Source organism: Nocardioides plantarum (assembly GCF_006346395.1).
Classification (GTDB): domain Bacteria; phylum Actinomycetota; class Actinomycetes; order Propionibacteriales; family Nocardioidaceae; genus Nocardioides; species Nocardioides plantarum.
On the sequence record NZ_VDMS01000001.1, the window covers coordinates 2,463,548 to 2,481,720 of the forward strand.

At 73.9% G+C, this 18,173-nt stretch carries 17 protein-coding genes; 7 read left to right on the forward strand and 10 right to left on the reverse strand.

Annotated features, from left to right (window positions below; all coding sequences use genetic code 11):
* The first annotated feature begins 4 nt into the window (after positions 1 to 4).
* Genes FJQ56_RS11525 through FJQ56_RS22155 form a run of 6 tightly spaced genes read left to right on the forward strand, consistent with a single transcriptional unit; the run spans position 5 to position 8,195 of the window.
* On the forward strand, positions 5 to 2,056 hold the full coding sequence (locus FJQ56_RS11525) for a molybdopterin oxidoreductase family protein (protein ID WP_140009532.1): 2,052 nt from the start codon (positions 5 to 7) through the stop codon (positions 2,054 to 2,056).
* Positions 2,053 to 3,480 (forward strand): FAD-dependent oxidoreductase, encoded by a 1,428-nt coding sequence (locus tag FJQ56_RS11530; RefSeq protein WP_246084087.1) that lies wholly within the window; start codon positions 2,053 to 2,055, stop codon positions 3,478 to 3,480. The genes FJQ56_RS11525 and FJQ56_RS11530 overlap by 4 nt, the downstream gene beginning before the upstream one ends.
* Positions 3,480 to 6,038 carry a nitrite reductase large subunit NirB gene (nirB, locus tag FJQ56_RS11535; protein WP_140009830.1) on the forward strand — a complete coding sequence of 853 codons (2,559 nt, stop codon included), beginning with the start codon at positions 3,480 to 3,482 and terminating at the stop codon, positions 6,036 to 6,038. Before FJQ56_RS11530 ends, nirB begins: the two co-directional genes overlap by 1 nt.
* Positions 6,035 to 6,415 carry a nitrite reductase small subunit NirD gene (nirD, locus tag FJQ56_RS11540; protein WP_140009533.1) on the forward strand — a complete coding sequence of 127 codons (381 nt, stop codon included), beginning with the start codon at positions 6,035 to 6,037 and terminating at the stop codon, positions 6,413 to 6,415. The genes nirB and nirD overlap by 4 nt, the downstream gene beginning before the upstream one ends.
* Complete coding sequence (locus FJQ56_RS11545) at positions 6,412 to 7,524, forward strand: uroporphyrinogen-III synthase (protein ID WP_140009534.1); 1,113 nt, start codon at positions 6,412 to 6,414, stop codon at positions 7,522 to 7,524. Before nirD ends, FJQ56_RS11545 begins: the two co-directional genes overlap by 4 nt.
* Positions 7,521 to 8,195, forward strand: a complete 675-nt coding sequence (locus tag FJQ56_RS22155; protein ID WP_170215353.1) for a sirohydrochlorin chelatase — start codon at positions 7,521 to 7,523, stop codon at positions 8,193 to 8,195. The genes FJQ56_RS11545 and FJQ56_RS22155 overlap by 4 nt, the downstream gene beginning before the upstream one ends.
* A 124-nt stretch (positions 8,196 to 8,319) precedes the next feature.
* Here the strand turns inward: FJQ56_RS22155 and FJQ56_RS11555 are convergent, their stop codons facing one another.
* The 5 genes from FJQ56_RS11555 to FJQ56_RS11575 all read right to left on the reverse strand — a co-directional run bounded on the left by FJQ56_RS11555 (position 8,320) and on the right by FJQ56_RS11575 (position 13,128).
* Positions 8,320 to 9,807: a sodium/solute symporter gene (locus FJQ56_RS11555; RefSeq protein ID WP_140009536.1), complete on the reverse strand. Its 1,488-nt coding sequence runs from the start codon at positions 9,805 to 9,807 to the stop codon at positions 8,320 to 8,322.
* A gap of 7 nt (positions 9,808 to 9,814) precedes the next feature.
* Positions 9,815 to 10,201 carry a hypothetical protein gene (locus FJQ56_RS11560; protein ID WP_140009537.1) on the reverse strand — a complete coding sequence of 129 codons (387 nt, stop codon included), beginning with the start codon at positions 10,199 to 10,201 and terminating at the stop codon, positions 9,815 to 9,817.
* Between the two features lie 106 nt (positions 10,202 to 10,307).
* Positions 10,308 to 11,054 (reverse strand): LytR/AlgR family response regulator transcription factor, encoded by a 747-nt coding sequence (locus FJQ56_RS11565; RefSeq protein ID WP_342776437.1) that lies wholly within the window; start codon positions 11,052 to 11,054, stop codon positions 10,308 to 10,310.
* Complete coding sequence (locus tag FJQ56_RS11570) at positions 11,051 to 12,187, reverse strand: sensor histidine kinase (RefSeq protein ID WP_140009538.1); 1,137 nt, start codon at positions 12,185 to 12,187, stop codon at positions 11,051 to 11,053. Before FJQ56_RS11570 ends, FJQ56_RS11565 begins: the two co-directional genes overlap by 4 nt.
* A gap of 29 nt (positions 12,188 to 12,216) precedes the next feature.
* A complete protein-coding gene (locus FJQ56_RS11575; protein ID WP_140009539.1) occupies positions 12,217 to 13,128 on the reverse strand; it encodes a class I SAM-dependent methyltransferase in 912 nt (303 codons plus the stop codon).
* Between the two features lie 65 nt (positions 13,129 to 13,193).
* Between FJQ56_RS11575 and FJQ56_RS11580 the strand changes: the two genes are divergently transcribed.
* Positions 13,194 to 13,931: a Fic family protein gene (locus FJQ56_RS11580; RefSeq protein ID WP_140009540.1), complete on the forward strand. Its 738-nt coding sequence runs from the start codon at positions 13,194 to 13,196 to the stop codon at positions 13,929 to 13,931.
* Between the two features lie 478 nt (positions 13,932 to 14,409).
* Here FJQ56_RS11580 and FJQ56_RS11585 read toward each other — a convergent pair whose 3' ends face one another.
* The 5 genes from FJQ56_RS11585 to FJQ56_RS11605 form a co-directional block, all read right to left on the reverse strand.
* On the reverse strand, positions 14,410 to 14,766 hold the full coding sequence (locus FJQ56_RS11585) for a hypothetical protein (RefSeq protein ID WP_140009541.1): 357 nt from the start codon (positions 14,764 to 14,766) through the stop codon (positions 14,410 to 14,412).
* Between the two features lie 34 nt (positions 14,767 to 14,800).
* Positions 14,801 to 16,156: a PGAP1-like alpha/beta domain-containing protein gene (locus FJQ56_RS11590; protein WP_140009542.1), complete on the reverse strand. Its 1,356-nt coding sequence runs from the start codon at positions 16,154 to 16,156 to the stop codon at positions 14,801 to 14,803.
* Entirely contained in the window at positions 16,153 to 16,680 is a 528-nt protein-coding gene (locus FJQ56_RS11595; protein ID WP_140009543.1) for a hypothetical protein, read from the reverse strand. The genes FJQ56_RS11590 and FJQ56_RS11595 overlap by 4 nt, the downstream gene beginning before the upstream one ends.
* 138 nt (positions 16,681 to 16,818) lie before the next feature.
* Positions 16,819 to 17,643 carry a PASTA domain-containing protein gene (locus FJQ56_RS11600; protein WP_140009544.1) on the reverse strand — a complete coding sequence of 275 codons (825 nt, stop codon included), beginning with the start codon at positions 17,641 to 17,643 and terminating at the stop codon, positions 16,819 to 16,821.
* Positions 17,643 to 18,158 carry a SigE family RNA polymerase sigma factor gene (locus FJQ56_RS11605; protein WP_140009545.1) on the reverse strand — a complete coding sequence of 172 codons (516 nt, stop codon included), beginning with the start codon at positions 18,156 to 18,158 and terminating at the stop codon, positions 17,643 to 17,645. The genes FJQ56_RS11600 and FJQ56_RS11605 overlap by 1 nt, the downstream gene beginning before the upstream one ends.
* Between the last annotated feature and the right edge of the window lie 15 nt (positions 18,159 to 18,173).

Here is an 18,173-nt window from a genome sequence, read left to right on the forward strand (position 1 = left end):
CCCGGTGACCCGGACCCACTGTCCCTACTGCAGCCTGCAGTGCGGCATGAGCCTCGCCTCCGGGCGCGGCGGCCGCACGCTGGAGGTGCTGGCGTGGCCGGAGTTCCCGGTCAACGAGGGGGCGCTGTGCCGCAAGGGCTGGACCGCCACCGGCCTGCGCGGCCACCGCGAGCGGCTGACCACGCCGCTGCTGCGCGACCGCGCGACCGGTGAGCTGCGCACGGTCTCGTGGGACGACGCGCTCGACCACGTCGCGGCCCGTCTCACGACGATCCAGGAGCAGCACGGCAACGACGCCGTGGCGGTCTTCGGCGGCGGCGGGCTGACCAACGAGAAGGCCTACCTGCTCGGCAAGCTCGCCCGCGTCGCGCTCGGCACCAGCCGGATCGACTACAACGGCCGCTGGTGCATGAGCTCGGCTGCCTCGGCCGGCAACCAGGCGTTCGGCGTCGACCGCGGGCTGCCGTTCCCGTTGGCCGACGTCGAGCAGACCGACGTCCTGGTGCTCGTCGGCTCCAACCTCGCCGAGACGATGCCGCCCGCCGCGCGCCACCTCGACCGGCTGCGCGAGCGCGGTGGCAAGGTCGTCGTGATCGACCCCCGTCGTACGCCGACCGCGGACCGCGCCGACCTCTTCCTCCAGCCCGTCCCGGGCACCGATCTCCCCCTGGCCCTGGGGATCCTCCACCTCCTCGGCGCCGCCGGCGCCGTCGACGAGGACTACGTCGCGACCCGCACGACCGGCTTCGACGACGTACGCCGCTCGGTCGCCTCGTGGTGGCCGGAGCGGGTCGAGCGGGTGTCGGGGGTGGAGGCCACCGAGCTGCGCACGCTGGCCGACCTGCTGTCGAGCGCCGAGAAGGTCACCGTGCTCACCGCCCGGGGCGCCGAGCAGCACAGCGAGGGCACCGCGACGGTGCTCGCCTGGATCAACGTCGCCCTCGCGCTCGGGATGTGCGGCAAGCCGTCGGCGGGCTACGGCTGCCTGACCGGGCAGGGCAACGGGCAGGGCGGGCGCGAGCACGGCCAGAAGTCCGACCAGCTGCCCGGCTACCGGATGATCGACGACCCGGCGGCGCGCGACCACGTCGCCCGGGTGTGGGGCGTGGAGCCCGCATCCCTGCCGGGCAAGGGGTTGTCGGCGTACGAGCTGCTCGACGCGCTCGGCACCGAGGGCGGCCCGAGGGCGATGCTCGTGCACGCCAGCAACATCGTCGTCTCGGCCCCCAACGCCGTCCACGTCGCCGACCGGCTGGCCGCGCTCGACCTGCTCGTCGTGGCCGACGTGGTGATGAGCGAGACCGCTGCGATGGCCGACGTCGTGCTGCCCGTGACGCAGTGGGCCGAGGAGACCGGCACCATGACCAACCTCGAGGGCCGGGTGATCCTGCGCCAGCAGGCCGTCGCGCCGCCCGAGGGCGTGCGGTCCGACCTCGACGTGATCGCCGGGCTCGCCGCGCGGCTGGGTTCGACCGCGGCCTTCCCGACCGACCCGGAGGAGGCGTTCGCCGAGCTGGCGCTGGCCTCGGCCGGCGGGCGGGCGGACTACGCGGGCATCACCTACGACCGGATCCGCGAGGAGCACGGCGTGTTCTGGCCGTGCCCCGACGCCGAGCACCCGGGGACGCCGCGGCTGTTCGCCGACTCGTTCGCCACCGCCGACGGTCGAGCGCGGTTCGTCGCGGTCGAGTCGGTCGGGGCGGCCGAGCAGCCCGACGACGACTACCCGGTGCACCTCACGACCGGCCGGGTCCTCGCGCAGTACCAGTCCGGCGCCCAGACCCGACGGATCGCCGACCTGCCCGACGACGGCCCGTTCGTCGAGCTGCACCCGCTGCTGGCGTCGCGCATCGGCGCGCGCGACGGCGAGCCCGTCGTGGTCACCACGCGTCGCGGCGAGCTCAAGGCGCCGTGTCGGGTCGTGACCACGATCCGACCCGACACGGTCTTCGTGCCGTTCCACTGGGTCGGCGCCAACCGGCTCACCCACGACGCGCTCGACCCGTCGAGCCGGATGCCGGCGTTCAAGGTCTGCGCCGCGGCGGTGCGGTCGTGAGCCGCCCGACGAAGGTCGTCGTCGTCGGCGCCGGGATGGGCGCGGTCCGCCTCGCCGAGGGCCTGGCCGGGTCGGGCGACCCGATCGAGGTGACGCTCGTCGGCGACGAGACCCACCTGCCCTACAACCGGATCCTGCTGTCGGCGGTCCTCGAGGGCACCCACAGCGCCGACGCGCTCACCCTCCGCTCGGCCGACTGGTACGCCGACCACCGGATCGACCTGCGGCTCGGCACCCGCGTGCTCGAGATCGACCGCCCGGCGCACGAGGTGGTGCTGGTCGACGGCACCCGGCTGACCTACGACCGGCTCGTCCTCGCCACCGGCTCGATCCCGACGCTGCCGCCGATCCGGGGGCTGGTGCGCGTCGACGGCCGGCTCCACCCCGACGTCCACGCGTTCCGCAGCCTCGACGACTGCCGCCGGCTCGCAGCGGCACTCAGCCCGTCGACGGCCGACACGCGTCGCGCGGTCGTGGTCGGCGGTGGACTTCTCGGGCTCCAGGTCGCCCGGGCGCTGTCCGTGCGCGGCGTCGTCACGGAGATCGTCGAGGGCGCCGAGCACCTGCTCGCCAGTCAGGTCGGCACCCAGGCCGGCCGCATCCTCGCCCGCGACCTGCGCCGGCTCGGCACCGAGATCTACACCGGCGCCCGCGCCGTCCGGCTGACCGAGGACGGCCTCCGCCTCGACAACGGCCACACCCTCTCCACCGACCTGGTGGTCCTGACCGCCGGCGGCCGTCCGTCGACCGCGCTCGCCCGGGCCGCCGGGCTCGACGTACGTCGCGGGGTCGTCGTCGACGACCACCTCACCACCAGCGACCCCGCGATCCACGCGATCGGCGACTGCGCCCAGCACCACGACCGCACGACCGGGTTCGTGCCGCCGGCCTGGGAGCAGGCCGAGGTGCTCGCGGCTCACCTGCGCGGCGAGCCGACGTCGTACGACGGCAGCCGGACGGTCGCGCGGCTGCGCGCCACCGACCTCGACGTCGCCGTGCTGGGTGACGTGGACGCGGTCGGCGAGGTGGTGGAGGTGGCCAACCCGGTCGTCGGCTCGCACCGCCGGCTCGTGGTCGCCAACGGCCGCATCGTCGCGGCCACCCTCGTCGGCGACCTGTCGCGCATCGGCCTGATAACCCAGCTCTACGACCGGCGTACCCGCCTCGGGCCGCACGAGCCCGGCGACCTGCTCCTGGGGGCCTCGACAGGCTCGACCAGCGATGTGGGCCTCGTCGTCAACGACGCCTCCGAGGTCTGCTCCTGCGCCGGCGTCACCGCCGGCGCCATCCGCGCGTGTGCCTCGCTCGACGACGTCCGCAACACCACCCGCGCCACCACCGGCTGCGGCGGCTGCTCCGAGACCGTCCGCCACCTGCTCGCCACCCGCACCCCCCGCATCGACCTGGAAGGAGCCACCCCGTGATGGCGCCGCACCTCCGCAAGACCCTCGTCGTCGTCGGCCACGGCATGGTCGGCCACCGGTTCGTCCAGGCGGCGATCGAGCGCGGCCTGACCGAGACCCACGACGTGGTCGTCGTCGGCGAGGAGGTCCGCCCGGCCTACGACCGGGTCGCGCTCACGTCGTTCTTCGAGGTCGGCGCCGAGGCGCTGTCGCTGCTCCCCGAGGGCGAGTACGACGACCCGCGGGTCCGGCTGCTGCTCGGCACCGCGGTGACCGGGTTCGACCCCGAGACCCGCACGCTCCTGCTCGGCGACGGCGAGGTGCTCGACTACGACGAGCTGGTGCTGGCAACCGGGGCGGCGCCGTTCGTCCCGCCGGTCACGGGCCACGACCTGACGGGGTCGTTCGTCTACCGCACGATCGAGGACCTCGAGGCGATCCGCGAGGCCGCCGCGACGGCCCGCGTCGGCGCGGTGGTCGGTGGCGGCCTGCTCGGGCTCGAGGCCGCCAAGGCGCTGGCCGACCTCGGCCTCGAGACCCACGTCGTCGAGATGGCGCCGCGGCTGATGGCGGTCCAGGTCGACGACGCCGGAGGTGCCTGCCTGAGGCGGCACGTGGAGGGGCTCGGCCTGACCATCCACACCGGCGCGATGACGACCGAGGTGCTCGGTGACTCCCACGTGACCGGACTGGACATGAGGCTGAGTGGTCTCGAGACAGGCGCCAGCGCGCCTTCCTCGACCACCGTGGACTGCGATCTCGTCGTCTTCTCGGCCGGCATCCGCCCACGCGACGCCCTCGCGCGGACCGCCGGGCTCACCGTGGCCGAGCGGGGCGGCGTACTCGTGGACGAGCAGTGCCGGACCTCCGACCCGCACGTGTGGGCGATCGGGGAGTGCGCGGCGCCGGACGGCCGGATGTACGGGCTGGTCGCTCCCGGCTACGCGATGGCCGAGGTCGCGGTCGACGCGCTGCTCGGCGGCGACGGCGCCTTCACCGGCGCCGACATGTCGACCAAGCTCAAGCTGATGGGCGTCGACGTGGCGTCGTTCGGCGACGCGTTCGCGACGACCGACGGCGCCCTCGAGCTCGTCTACTCCGACGCCGTCGCCGGCATCTACAAGAAGCTCGTCGTCAGCGAGGACGGCACCCGGCTGCTCGGCGGGATCCTGGTCGGCGACGCGTCGGCGTACGGCGTCCTGCGCCCGATGGTCGCGTCGGGTCTCCCGCTTCCGGCCAACCCGGAGGAGCTGATCCTGCCGGTCACCTCGGGGGTCTCGACAAGCTCGACCACCGGGTTCCCGGACGAGGCGCAGGTGTGCTCGTGCAACGACGTCACCAAGGCCGACATCGTGGCGGCGGCCGCCGACGGCGGGACCACGCGCGCCGGCACCACCTGCGGGTCGTGCAAGACGCTGACCAAGAAGATCATCGAGGACTACTACGAGGCCCAGGGCAAGGTCGTCGACCGCAGCCTGTGCGAGCACTTCGCCCTGACCCGGCAGGAGCTGTTCGAGGTCGTCGCGATCCACGAGCACACGTCGTACGACGCCGTGCTGACCGCACACGGTCGCGGCGGCCGCGGGTGCGACATCTGCAAGCCGGCGGTCGCCTCGATCCTGGCCTCGCAGCTCAACCACCACGTGCTCGACGGGGCCAACCAGACCGTCCAGGACACCAACGACGCCTACCTGGCCAACATCCAGCGCAACGGCACCTACTCGGTCGTGCCGCGCATCCCCGGCGGCGAGGTGACGCCCGAGGGGCTGATCGTGATCGGCGAGGTGGCGCGCGACTTCGGGCTCTACACGAAGATCACCGGGGGCCAGCGGATCGACCTGTTCGGTGCGCGGATGGAGGAGCTGCCGGCGATCTGGCGGCGGCTGGTCGACGCCGGGTTCGAGTCCGGGCACGCCTACGGCAAGTCGCTGCGGACCGTGAAGTCGTGCGTCGGGTCGACGTGGTGCCGCTACGGCGTGCAGGACTCGGTGCAGCTCGCGATCGACCTCGAGCTGCGCTACCGGGGCCTGCGCTCGCCGCACAAGCTCAAGGGCGGGGTGTCCGGCTGCGCCCGCGAGTGCGCCGAGGCCCGGTCGAAGGACTTCGGCGTGATCGCCACCGAGAAGGGCTGGAACCTCTACGTCGGCGGCAACGGCGGCGCCACCCCCGTGCACGCGCGGCTGCTGGCCGGCGACCTCGACACCGAGACGCTCGTCCGCTACCTGGACCGCTACCTCATGTACTACGTCCGCACCGCCGACCGTCTCCAGCGCACCGCGCCCTGGGTCGACTCCCTCGACGGCGGTCTCGACCGGGTCCGTGCCGTGGTCGTCGACGACGTGCTGGGCCTCGGCACCGAGCTCGAGGCGGCGATGTCGCGCCACGTCGACGGCTACTTCGACGAGTGGAAGGCGACCCTCGACGACCCCGACAAGCTGCGCCGGTTCGTGTCGTTCGTCAACGCGCCCGACGTGCCCGACCCGCACATCACCTTCCGCGAGGAGCGCGGCCAGTCCGTGCCCGGCGACGCCACCGGTCCCGTCTCGCTCGGCTCGACGATCCCGGTGGGTGCGCCGTGACGACCGACCAGACGACCGACCAGACGACCGACCAGCAGGCCACGACGGACGTCACCGTCTGCCGTCTCGACGACATCACGCCGGAGAGCGCGGTGCTGGCCCTGGTCGGCGGCGACGCGGTCGCGGTGTTCCGCACCCACGACGACGGGGTCTACGCGCTGTCCGGCTACGACCCCGTCGGTGGAGCCTGCGTGCTCGCGCGTGGGATCGTGGGCACGCGCGGCGGCGTCCCGTACGTCGCCTCGCCCCTGCACAAGCAGGGCTACGACCTGCGCACCGGACGGTGCCTCGACGACCCGGAGGTGAGCGTGGCGACGTACGACGTGAGCGTGCGTGACGGGGTCGTCCTGGTCGCACCGGGAGCGCGGTCCTCGTGACGACCCTGCCCCTCACCGGCTATCGGATCGGCGTGACCGCCGCCCGCAAGGTGGAGGAGCAGATCGTCCTGCTCGAGCGCCGGGGCGCGCAGTGCGTGTGGGCGCCAGCCCTGTCGACCAACCCCAACCACGTCGACGACGAGTCGCTGCGCGCGGCGACCGCCGACGTGCTGAGCGTGCCGGTCGACCTGTTCCTGGCCACGACCGGCGTCGGGATGAAGGCGTGGTTCGCGGCGGCCGAGGCCGACGGCACCCTCGACGCGCTGCTCGAACACCTGGGCCGGGCCGAGATCCTGGCGCGCGGGCCCAAGAGCGTCGGGGCCCTGCGGCGCCGGGGGCTGCGCGAGCTGTGGTCACCGGAGTCGGAGGAGTTCGACGACGTCCTCGAGCACCTGCGCGGCCGCGACCTGTCGGGCAAGCGGATCGTGGTGCAGGAGCACGGCCAGTCGCTGTCGATGGTCGCGCACGCCCTGCGACGGCGGGGGGCCGACGTCCTGACCGTGACCGTCTATCGCGTCGAGCGCGCCGAGGACCCCGGGCCGATGTTCCACCTGGTCGACGAGATCGCCGAGCGCACGGTGCACGCCGTCACCTTCACGTCCGCGCCGGCCGTGGCCGCCCTGATGGAGGCCGCTGCCTCCACCGGGCGGCGCGAGGACGTGGTCGGGGCGTTCCAGGCCGACGTGCTGGCCTCGTGCGTCGGGCCGGTCACCGCGGCGGCCTTCGAGATGTGGGGCGTGCCGTCGGTCTACCCCGACCGGTCGCGCCTGGCCGCCATGGTCAAGCAGCTCGAGGTCGAGCTGCCCTCGCGCGCCGAGGGCCTCACCCTCGTGGTCGGTGGCCGCACGGTCCTGCTGCACGGCGAGGTGCTCCTCGTCGACGGGGTCGAGGTCAAGCTGTCGCCCGCGCCGCTGGCCGTCCTGCACGCGCTGGTCGTCAACCCGGGCCACGTCGTCGCGCGTCGCGACCTGCTCGCGGCACTGCCCTCGGGCACCGCCGGGAGCGAGCACGCGGTCGAGATGGCGGTCGCCCGTTTGCGTGCTGCGGTCGGGACGCGGATGATCCAGACCGTGGTGAAACGTGGATACCGGTTGGCCGTGACTCCGTGACCAGCCCCGAGAGCGGCCCGACGGCGCTGGTGACCGTCGCGCACGGCACCCGCAACCTCGCCGGCAACGAGATCGCGCGCCTGGTCGCGGCGGCCGCCGCCGTCCGACTCGGCTGGCCGGCCCGGGCGTCGTTCGTCGAGCTGTCCGAGCCGCTCTTCGCCGACGTGATGGTCGAGGCCGAGGGGCCCACGATCGTCGTGCCCCTGCTGCTGTCGACCGGCTTCCACATGCGCACCGACCTGCCCGAGGCGGTCGAGAAGGCCTCGGTGCCGGTCGTGCTCGGCGCCCCCCTCGGCCCCGACCCGCTGCTCGCCGAGGCCCAGGTCGCCCGGCTCCTCGAGGCCGGCGCCGTCGCCGGCCAGCGCGTCGTGCTCGTCGCCGCCGGCTCCACCGACGAGGCCGCGACCCGCGACCAGCTGGCCGCCGTCGCGCTGCTCTCCCGCGCCTGGAACGGCCCCGTCGAGCTGGCCACCCTCTCGGGCCACGGCTCGCGGCCCGCCGACGTCGTCCGCCCCGGCGACGCCGTCTCGCCCTACCTGCTCTCGCCCGGCTTCTTCCACGACCGGATCCGCCGCGAGTGCCCCGACGCCGCCGTCGTCGCCGAGGTCATCGGCGCCCACGAGCTCGTCGTCGACCTGGTCGTCGCGCGGGCCTCGGCGTTGGCCTCCTGAGCTGAGTCTCGGCCTCTCGGAGTTTCAGGGATTGCCTGTGAACCGGGGACCTCTGAACTTCCCAGGCAATGCCTTGCCTGCGAACTTCAGACTTCCCCGGCTGACAGGCGATCCCTGAATGCCGTCACGACCGGTCCAGCTCGACCGTCTCCGGCGTGTGCAGCCGCACCATGAACCGGCGCGCGTGCGCGGGTGCCGTCGTACGGCGTGACACCAGCACCATCGCCGCGAAGGCCAGCGGCACCGACCACGCGGCGGGCTGGCCGACGACGACGGCGAACCAGCCGGTGCCGTCGTCGTGGGCGAGGGTCCAGGCGACGGCGGCGACCGAGCCGGTGCCGCCGGCGAGCAGTCCCGCGACGGCACCGGCGGCGGTGAGACCGCGCCACCAGATGCCGAGCACCAGCAGGGGACAGAAGGTCGAGGCGGCGACGGCGAAGGCGAGGCCGACCGCGCGGGCGACGCCGAAGTCGGGCAGCACGAGCGTCGCGGCCAGCGGTACGGCGACCGCCACCAGCGTGGCCACGCGGAAGGCCGCGAGGTCGCCGAGGCGGGGGAGGCGGCGCGAGGTGACGTCCTGGGTCAGCACCCCCGAGACCGCGATCGCCAGGCCGGACGACGTCGACAGGAACGCCGCGAACGCCCCGGCCGTGACCATCCCGGTCAGCACGTCGCCGAGCGGTCCGGGCACGATCAGCCGCGGCAGGTCGAGCACGAGGCTGTCGGACGCGGCCGGGTCGGCGCCGTACGCGCGGCCGAGCGCGGCGTAGACCGGCGGCAGCACGTAGAACGCGCCGAGCAGCGCCAGCACCACCAGCGTCGTACGACGCGCGGCCCGGCCGTCGGGGTTGGTGTAGAACCGCACGACCACGTGGGGCAGGCCCATCGTGCCGAGGAAGGTCGCGAGCACCAGGGAGTACGTCGTGTAGAGGCCCTGCGTGCCGCCGTCGCCCAGCGGCACCGACCAGGACCCCGCCGTCGCGCTCGGGCCGGTCACGTCGTCGCCGGCCCAGACGACGAGCAGCACCGCCGCGGGGACGAGCATCGCGGTGAGCTTGAGCCAGTACTGGAAGGCCTGCACGAAGGTGATGCTGCGCATGCCGCCCGAGCCGACGTTGACCAGCACGACCGCGCCGACCACCACCGGCCCGATCCAGCGCGGGGCGTCGAGCGCCGCCGCCAGGGTGAGGCCCGCGCCCTCGAACTGCGGCAGCAGGTAGAGCCAGCCGATCGCCACCACCAGCAGGCTGCACACGTGGCGCACGCCCCGCGAGCCCAGCCGGGCCTCGGCGAAGTCGGGCAGCGTGTAGGCCCCGCTGCGCCGCAGGGGTGCCGCCACGAGCACGAGCAGGACGAGGTAGCCGGCGGTCCAGCCGATCGGGTACCACAGCATCTCGGCACCGAACGTCAGCAGCAGCCCGGCGACGCCGAGGAAGCTGGCCGCCGAGAGGTACTCGCCGCCGATGGCGCTGGCGTTGAGCCCCGGCCGGACCGTGCGGCTGGCCACGAAGAAGTCGGACGTCGTACGCGAGAAGCGCAGGCCGTAGGTGCCGATCGCCAACGTCGTCAGCGTGACCAGCACGACGGCGACGAACCCGGGAACGGTGCTCATGGTCGGCTCACCGGTCGACCTCGCCCAGCAGCTCGGCGAAGTCACGCTCGTTGCGCTCGGCCCGGCGTACGTAGGACCAGCCGAGGAGCACCAGCCACGGGTAGACCAGCACCCCGAGCACCAGCCACACCATCGGCAGCCCGAGCAGCCGTACGTCGTCCAGCCCGGGCGCCACGAAGAACAGCAGCGGGAGCGTGCCGACGGTGAGCGCGAGCAGTCCGAGCACGCGCGCCGCCAGCAGCAGCTGCTCACGCAGCAGCGAGCCGAGGTAGAGGTCGCCCAGCGGCGTCTCGTCGTCGATGTCGCCGGTGCGCGACCGCGGGCTCGGGTGGGCAGCGCGGTCGGGGCCGGTCACGCGCACGCGGCGCGGCGGCTCGGGTTGCGCGTCGCTCACGACCGCGCCCGGCGGGATAGTCCCTGACGCAAATCAAGACCTGAGGGCTCCCGGAGTTGATTTACGTCAGGGACTATCCCAACGCCGAGGCCGACGCCGACGCCCATCACGACTCGCCCCGCGCGTGCAGCAGCCGCTCGCGCAGCTCGCGGGTGTTGCGTCGCGACACCATCAGCTCGACGTCGGGGCCCACGACCACCGTGCACCGGCCCGACTCCATCCGCACCTGCGAGACGTGCGCGGTCGCGACCAGCACCGAGCGGTGGATGCGCACGAAGCCGGCGTCGGCCCACTCCTCCTCGAGCGTCGACAACGGCACCCGCACGAGGTGGGTGTCGGACGCGGTGTGCAGGCGGGCGTAGTCGCCCTGGGCCTCGACGTGCGTGACGCTCGCGCGGGACACGAATCGCGTCACACCCCCGCGCTCGACGGGGATCTGGACGTCGGTGGCCGTCGCCGCGGCCCGCTCGCCGGCCGCGCTCCCGTCGACCACGCGGCGTACGGCCTCGGCGAGGCGCTCGGCCCGGACCGGCTTGAGCACGTAGTCGACGGCGTTGAGGTCGAACGCCTCGACGGCGTGGGTCTCGTGGGCGGTGACGAACACGATCGGCGGCGGCTCCTTGAAGCGGCTCAGCACCTCGGCGAGCTCGAGCCCGGTCAGCCCGGGCATCTGGATGTCGAGGAACACGCAGTCGACGTCGCCCTCGCGCAGCACCCGCAGCCCGTCGGTCGCCGACTGGCAGGTGCGCACGGACGCCACCCGGTCGTCGCACGAGAGCAGCCATTCGAGCTCGTCGAGCGACGGCCGCTCGTCGTCGACCACCAGCACCCGCAACCCTGCCTGGTGGATCACGCCGTCACCCCCGCCGCGAACTTGGGTACCCGGACGACGACCTTGGTGCCGGCACCGGGCGCGGTCTCGACGACCAGGCCGTAGTCGTCGCCGTACGTCGAGCGCAGCCGGGCATCGACGTTGCCCAGGCCCACGGAGTCGTGGGCGCCGTCCGACAGCAGGGTTCCACCCAGGGCCCGGCGGACGCGCTCGGGGTCCTCGCCGGCACCGTCGTCCTCGACCTCGATGACGCAGTCCTGGCCGCGGTCGCGGGCGGTGATGGTGACGTGCCCGACCCGGTCGACGCCCTCGAGGCCGTGGCGCACGGCGTTCTCGACGAGCGGCTGCACGCACAGGAACGGCACCGCGACGCCGAGCACCTCGGGCGCGATGCTCAGCGTGACCTGGAGCCGCTCGCCGAAGCGCGCCTGCTCGAGCAGCAGGTAGCGCTCGATCGAGCGCAGCTCCTCGGCCAGCGTCGTGTAGTCGCCGTGGCGGCGGAAGGAGTAGCGGGTGAAGTCGGCGAACTCGAGCAGCACCTCACGCGCCCGGTCGGGGTCGGTGCGCACGAAGCTCGCGATCGCCCCGAGCGAGTTGTAGACGAAGTGGGGGCTGATCTGGGCCCGCAGCGCGCGCACCTCGGCCTCCGCGAGCCGGGTGCGCGACAGCTCGAGCTCGGCGAGGGCGAGCTGTCCGGAGACCCAGGTCGCGACCTCGTCGGTGGCCCGGGCCAGCCCGGCGGTCTGGTACGCCGCGAACGCGGCGAGGGTGCCGATGATGCGGTCCTCGACGACGAGGGGGCTGACCACCGCGGTGCGGACCGGGCAGCCCGGCGTGGCGCAGACGAGGTCGCCGCGGTCGAAGCCGCGGGTGCGACCGCGCTCGAGCGTTGCCGCGACCAGGGTCGGGACCTGGTCCGCGTGGTGGGCGCTGACCCCGTCCCACGCCAGGCAGCCGACGGCGTCGGTCACCGCCAGGGCGGGGGTGCCGAGGAGGGCCCGCAGGTGCCCGGCCGACCGCGTGGCGCTGGCCTCGGTGAGGCCCTCGCGCAGGGCGGGCGAGGCGAGCGAGGCGCGGTGCAGGGTCCGGAAGGTGGCGCGGTCGGCCTCGGTGCCGAGGTGTGTCCGTCGCCACAGCCGAGCCATGGGCCTCATCCGACCACACAACCCGGCCGGAGGGCGGCTCAGCGGAAGTCGATGAGCAGGGTGCCGGTGTCCTCGAGCCCGGCCGCGACCCGCGGGATCGTGTCGGCGGAGTCGACCATCGGGTCGTCGCCGTCGCTCGGCCCGCGACCGGCCAGGGTGATCGGCACGGTCGGCTCCGGCTCGGCGCGCGGGGCGACCGGGGGCGGGACGACGATGCGCTCGGTGACGCGGGCGCGGGTGCCGCGCGTCAGGTAGGGCAGCTGCATGCCGTCCATGCCGCGGCCGTAGTCGTCGTAGAGCGCGAGCACGTCGGCCAGCACCCGCTGGCGCTCGGCCTCGTCGCCGGCGGCGATGTGGGACCGCGAGATCGTGAGGTCCTGGATCGTGCGGCGGTCGACGACCTGCCAGTGCTTGAAGTCGGCGTGCTCGACCTCGTGGAAGTCGGTGGAGTCGGCCAGCACGTCGATCGAGCTGGTGGTGTGCTCCTGGGTGCCGATGATGCGACCGAGCTTGCGGACCCACGGGATCCGCTCGTCGCGCTGGTTCCACACCACGGCGAGGTGGCCGCCCGGGCGCAGCACGCGCGCGATCTCGGGCAGCGCGACCTCGGGGTCGAACCAGTGGAAGCACTGCGCCGCGACCACCACGTCGACGGACTGGTCGGCGACCGGGATGTTCTCGGCGTCGCTCGCCGTGGCGCGGACGTCGGGGAGTCGCCCGCGCAGGATCGCCAGCATCGCCTCGTCGGGCTCGGTGGCGTGCACGTCGTGGCCCGCGGCGACCAGCCGCTGGGTGAGCTTGCCCGTGCCGGCGCCGAGCTCGAGCACCGTCACCGGCTGCTCGCCGACCAGCCACGCCACCGCGGCGTCGGGGTAGCCCGGGCGGCCGCGGTCGTAGGCGTCGGCCACGGCCCCGAAGGATCGGGCGTGGCGCTGGAGGTCCTTGCTCATTGCCCCGGATCCTATGGGGCGCAGGGTCGGCCGGCCGACCGACGCGCGGCCGTTACGGTGCTGTGGTGAGCGCGGAGACCAACGACCCCCTGGCCTGGCTGGTGACGCTCGAGGGTGTCCCGTCGGCCTACGCCGCCGCGCGCGACGGGATCGACGGGGTGCTCCGCGACCGCGGGCTGCGTCGTACGACGCCCGAGACGACGGGCGAGTCGCTGCTGCGCGGGGCCCACGCGAGCGCGGTGCTCGAGGGATCGACCTCGACGCTGGCGCAGGTGCGCTCCGGCGACGGCGACGAGATCGCGCGCGACAGCGTGCACCTGTCGACCGAGCTCCTCTCGCTGGCGCCCACCCTGGGTCGGTCGCCGCTGCAGGCCCTGGCCCGGGTGCACGCCCTGGCCGCGCGAGGATCCGTCGACGACGAGCGGCTCGGCCGCCCCCGCGACCCCGAGTCGGCCGCCCGCCTGCGCGACGTCGCCGCGGTGCTCACCTCGACCACCGACGCCCCGGCCCTGCTCGTGGCGGGGCTCGTGCACGCCGAGCTGGTCACCGCGGCGCCCTTCGCCTCCCACAACGGGATCGTCGCCCGCGCCGTCGAGCGACTGGTGCTGGTGGCCCGCGGGGTCGACGAGAAGTCGTTGATCGTGCCCGAGGCCGGACACCTCGCGCTGCGAGCCGCCTACGAGTCCAACCTGCGGGGCTACGCCGAGGGTGGGGCCGCCGGCGTGCACGCCTGGACGCTGTACGCCGCGGAGGCCTTCGCCGCCGCGGCCGAGGCCAGTCCGTTGCGGCGGAGCGCCGACTGATCCACACGGTGGTCGAGGAGGGCGGTCACGCCCGTCTCGAGACCACTCGACCGCAGCGTCACGTCTGCTCACCACCGGTCGGGTTGGGTGCGTCGGCTGCGGTGGTCTCGACGCGCTGGCGCGGATTCGTTCCTCATCCGCGCCGCTTGCTCGACCTTCGCGCGCCACGCCGCCCGCTCCTTCGTCGCGTACGGCTGCGCGCTCGCTGCAGGAAAAGTGCAGGTGGCGCCCTGGTCCGCTAGGGACCTGAGCGCCACCGCGAACACGTGAGCCGTGGGCTACCAAGCGTGCAATCTCAGCTTGCTGTCCCGGGAGTATCCCGATGGCAGGCGCCCTCAAGAAGGGTGGTTCGCCGCGTGGGTACCCGGTTCACGTGCTGCTCTTGAGTTGTCGACCTGCCCCCATGTGTACGCCGGTGTGACCGGCGACACAAGACTTGACTTCCGGGCAACGGGAGAGACGGCGTGCCGGGCGTGCGTCAGGAGAGCAGGCGCTGGGCGATCTCGCGGCCGGTCGGCGGTTGGGTCAGGCCGAGGTCGCCGGGCGTCACCGAGTCGCCGTCGGGGGTGCTGCCGGTGAGGTAGAACGTCACCCGGTCGGCGCCGTCGCCCAGGAGCCCGCCGAGCACGCGGCGCGTGGTCCGCAGCACCTCGAGGAACGCGGCGGAGTCGACGACGTCGACGACCCCGGACACCGCGCCCGAGGAGTTGGGCTGGTGGTTGTAGTGCAGCGAGTGGGCGACGACGCCGGGGAGCACGCGGATCGCGTCACCCAGGGTCGCGTTGATCGCGACCTCGCCCGGGCGGCCGCCGAGCATCTTCGACAGCAGGCCCATGCGGTGCTCCTCGGGGTGCGCGACCTCGTGGAGGTCAGGGCCGGCGGGTCACCGGCACGTCGATCGCCGTCGCGCTCCCCGTCGGGGTGACGAGGAACGGCGCCAGCGTGGACTGGTAGTCCCGCAGGATACGACCGGACTCGCCGTCGGAGGCCATGGCCTCGCGGACCGAGTTGATGTAGGCCGTGTGGTCGTGGTTGGCCACGACGCCGAACACCCCGCCGGGGCTGGGCAGGGTGACCCCCGTGACGTGGCTGTTGGGGTTGACCCCGTGGAGGTCGACGCCCCCGAGGTCGAGGCGCGGGACGACGTCGAACCGGTGCTGGACCTGGAGGGCCTCGACGCCGGGCGCCAGCTGCATGTGATCGATCGGGGCGCCGTAGGTGAGGATGTTGGTGACGCCGTACTGCTGCACGAAGGCCGGGTCGGAGGCGAGCTGGGCGGCGATGATGCCGCCCTGGCTGTGTCCGACGAGCATCACCGGCGAGCCCGGGGGGATGCCGGCGGCGTCCATCGCCGCCCGCACCGACTGGGCGGCCGCGGTCGGGTCGCCGGCGACGAGGGCGAGGTTGGCCGACAGGTCGCGCGGCTCGGCGCCCGCGGTGGGCGACCAGTTCTCGGTGCCGGGGATCGAGACGACGTAGGCCGGCCCGTTGCCGTTGTCGACGCGGGTGATGCGGACGTCGCCGCCCTCGGCGTCGGGGTTCTTGCCGACCTGGTAGGAGTCGGTGACGCCCTGCATCAGGCTGCCCAGGTCGGTCGGGCGCGCCAGGGCGGGGGAGTAGAGACCGCCGGCCTTGTCGGCCACCACGCTCGGGGTCCCGGCGACGCCGGTGCCCTCGCCGAACCAGTGCTGGTCCTTGCCGGTGACGATGTTGGCGACGGTGCCGGCGGCCGAGCCGACGGTGAGCAGCGCGCTGGCGGCGATCTCGGAGACCGAGTGGTCCTCCCTGCCGGTCAGCACGTCGACGACCTTGCCGAGGAGGCCGACCTCGTGGCCCAGCGTGCGCTTGATGCCGTCGTACGCCGCGGAGATGCGGTCGGTGAGGAACTGCCCGACCTTGCCGAGGAACCCCTGCGGCTGAGCGGATCCGACGGCGCCGCCGCCACCGGCCGACGTGGCGCCCTCGCCGGAGGCGGTGTCCTGGGCCTGGGCCTCCTGGCGGATCAGCAGGGCCATCGAGGCCAGCTGGGTGACGGTCGTGTCGAGGGAGGGCTTGCCGGTCTGCCGCCAGGCGTCGAGGGTGCGGTCGGCGTCGGTGCCGGTCCAGTCGAAGCCGTGCAGCGCGGAGTCGAGGCGGGTCGCGAGCTCGGCGATCTTCTGCGAGCCCGCATCGAGCTCACCGCTGGCCGCGAGACCGGCCTCGGTGTCCATCCCGAGGGTCGTCATGACGCGCGCCTCTCGGCCTCGGCCACCAGGACCTCGAGGGCGGCGGTGACGTCCCAGACCAGCAGGTCGGCGACGGCGCCGTCGGGGGCGGGACTGATGTCGGTGGAGCCGTCGGCCTGGGGCGTCACCGACCAGAGCTCGTCGTCGGTGGCCAGCCAGGTGCGCACGCTGACCCGCTCGTCGACCACCGTGGCCAGGGCGACGAACGCGCGGCACTCCTCGGCGAAGCCGGGTCCGGGGTTGCGGTGGTCGGTCGCCGGGCGCCCCTCCGGGTCGGCCTTGAGCTGCTGCATCGGCGGCAGCAGCTCGCGCACGACCGGCCACAGCCGCTCGGTCGGGAACGTGGTGGTCTCGCCGTCCTCGATCGCGACCGACTCCGCGCCGGACAGGGCGATGTCGACGCGACGGGTGCGGTCGTCGTACGTCGTCACGAGGCGCAGCGCGACCGCCGGGCCGTCGTCGGTCGGGGTCGGACCAGCGGGCGTCGCCTTGTCCGCGGAGTAGCCCAGCTGGTCGAAGGTCATGGGCCGACGCTAGGAGTCCTCGCCCGGCCTGGGCAGGTGGAACGTTCCGTCCTGGGTCGGCCGAGGTGCTGCGGCTCGTGGGCGGCGACCGGGGCCACGTCGACGACCCGGCCTGGCAGCACGGCCCAGAGACCGGGGTCAGCGCTGCGGCGGGAGGTCGACGTAGGTGCCGAGCGGGACGACGGACCCGGCCTCGGGATCGGTCGGGCCGACCGTCCACAGCGGCTCGATGTCGGTCGGGTCGAGACCGGCGTCGGCCAGCACCACCTTGGCGTCGTCGATCATCAAGCCCTGCACGTCGGGCACGGCGACGTAGCCGTCCGGCGTCGGACGGACGGAGCCGGCGACGAGGTCGCGCAGCTCGTCGCCCTCGGGGGTCGTGACCGTCACCCCGATGGAGAGCTCGGGCACGCTCACGGTGGTCCAGGCGTCGTAGACGCAGTCCTCGGCGGGTCCGCAGACGTGGTCGAACCGCCGGACGTCGAGTCCGTGCTGACGACCCGCCACACCGGAAGGACGGTCGTCCACGGTCGAGGCCAGCTGGACGGCGGGCCCGGTGAAGCACGAGGCGCCCGGCGCGGCGAAGGCCAAGGCGCCGGCGATCCCGGAGCAGGGCTCGATCGCCACCCACGCGGCAGGGACGTCGACGACGACGCCGTCGAGGCCGACCGTGCGGGTGCCGTCCGAGGTGCCGTTCGAGGTGCCGTCCGAGGTGGCGGGCGGGGTGGCAGGCGGGGTCGACGCCGCGGGGGAGGTCGGAGTCGGTGGAGCGTCGCGCCCCTGCACGACCGCCACCGTGGTGCCCACGGCCACCACGGCGACCGCCGCGGCGAGCCCGGCCTGCAGGCCCCGGCGTCGGGTGCGACGGGCGCGCCCTCGTCGTACGAGGTCGGTGACGGGGGCCGGGCCGGTCGGGACCAGCGGGTCGAGGCGGCGGTCGAAGGCGTCGAGGACGTCGTCCATCAGTGCTCCTCTCCTGAGGGTTCGAGGGCGGTGGCCAGGTGCTTGAGAGCGGCCGACAGGCGGCTCTTGACCGTGCCGGGCGGGATGCGCAGCGCGTCGGCGGTCTCGCGCTCGCTGAGCTGCAGGTAGTAGCGCAGGACGACGACCTCGCGCTGGGGCACGGAGATGCCGTCGAGGGCACGGCGTACGGACGCCGTGTCGGCGAGGTCGTCGGTGCCGTCCGGCACGGCGACGTCGAGCTCGGTCAGGTCGCCCGTGGGCCGCTCGCCCCACCACCGGCGGCGCCGGCTCTCACGGAACGCGTTGACCAGCATCCGCGAGACGTAGGCGTCTCGGTGGTCGGCCCGCGCCACCTTGCGCCACGACGTGTAGCAGCGCAGCAGCGTGGTCTGGACGAGGTCCTCGGCCTCCTGCGGCGCGCAGCCGAGGAAGATCGCCGAGCGGAGCAGGGCCGGCCAGCGCGCGGCGGCGTACTCCGCGAAGTCGCTGTCGGTGCCGTCCCCGTCCGTGCCCACACTCACCAGATGCGG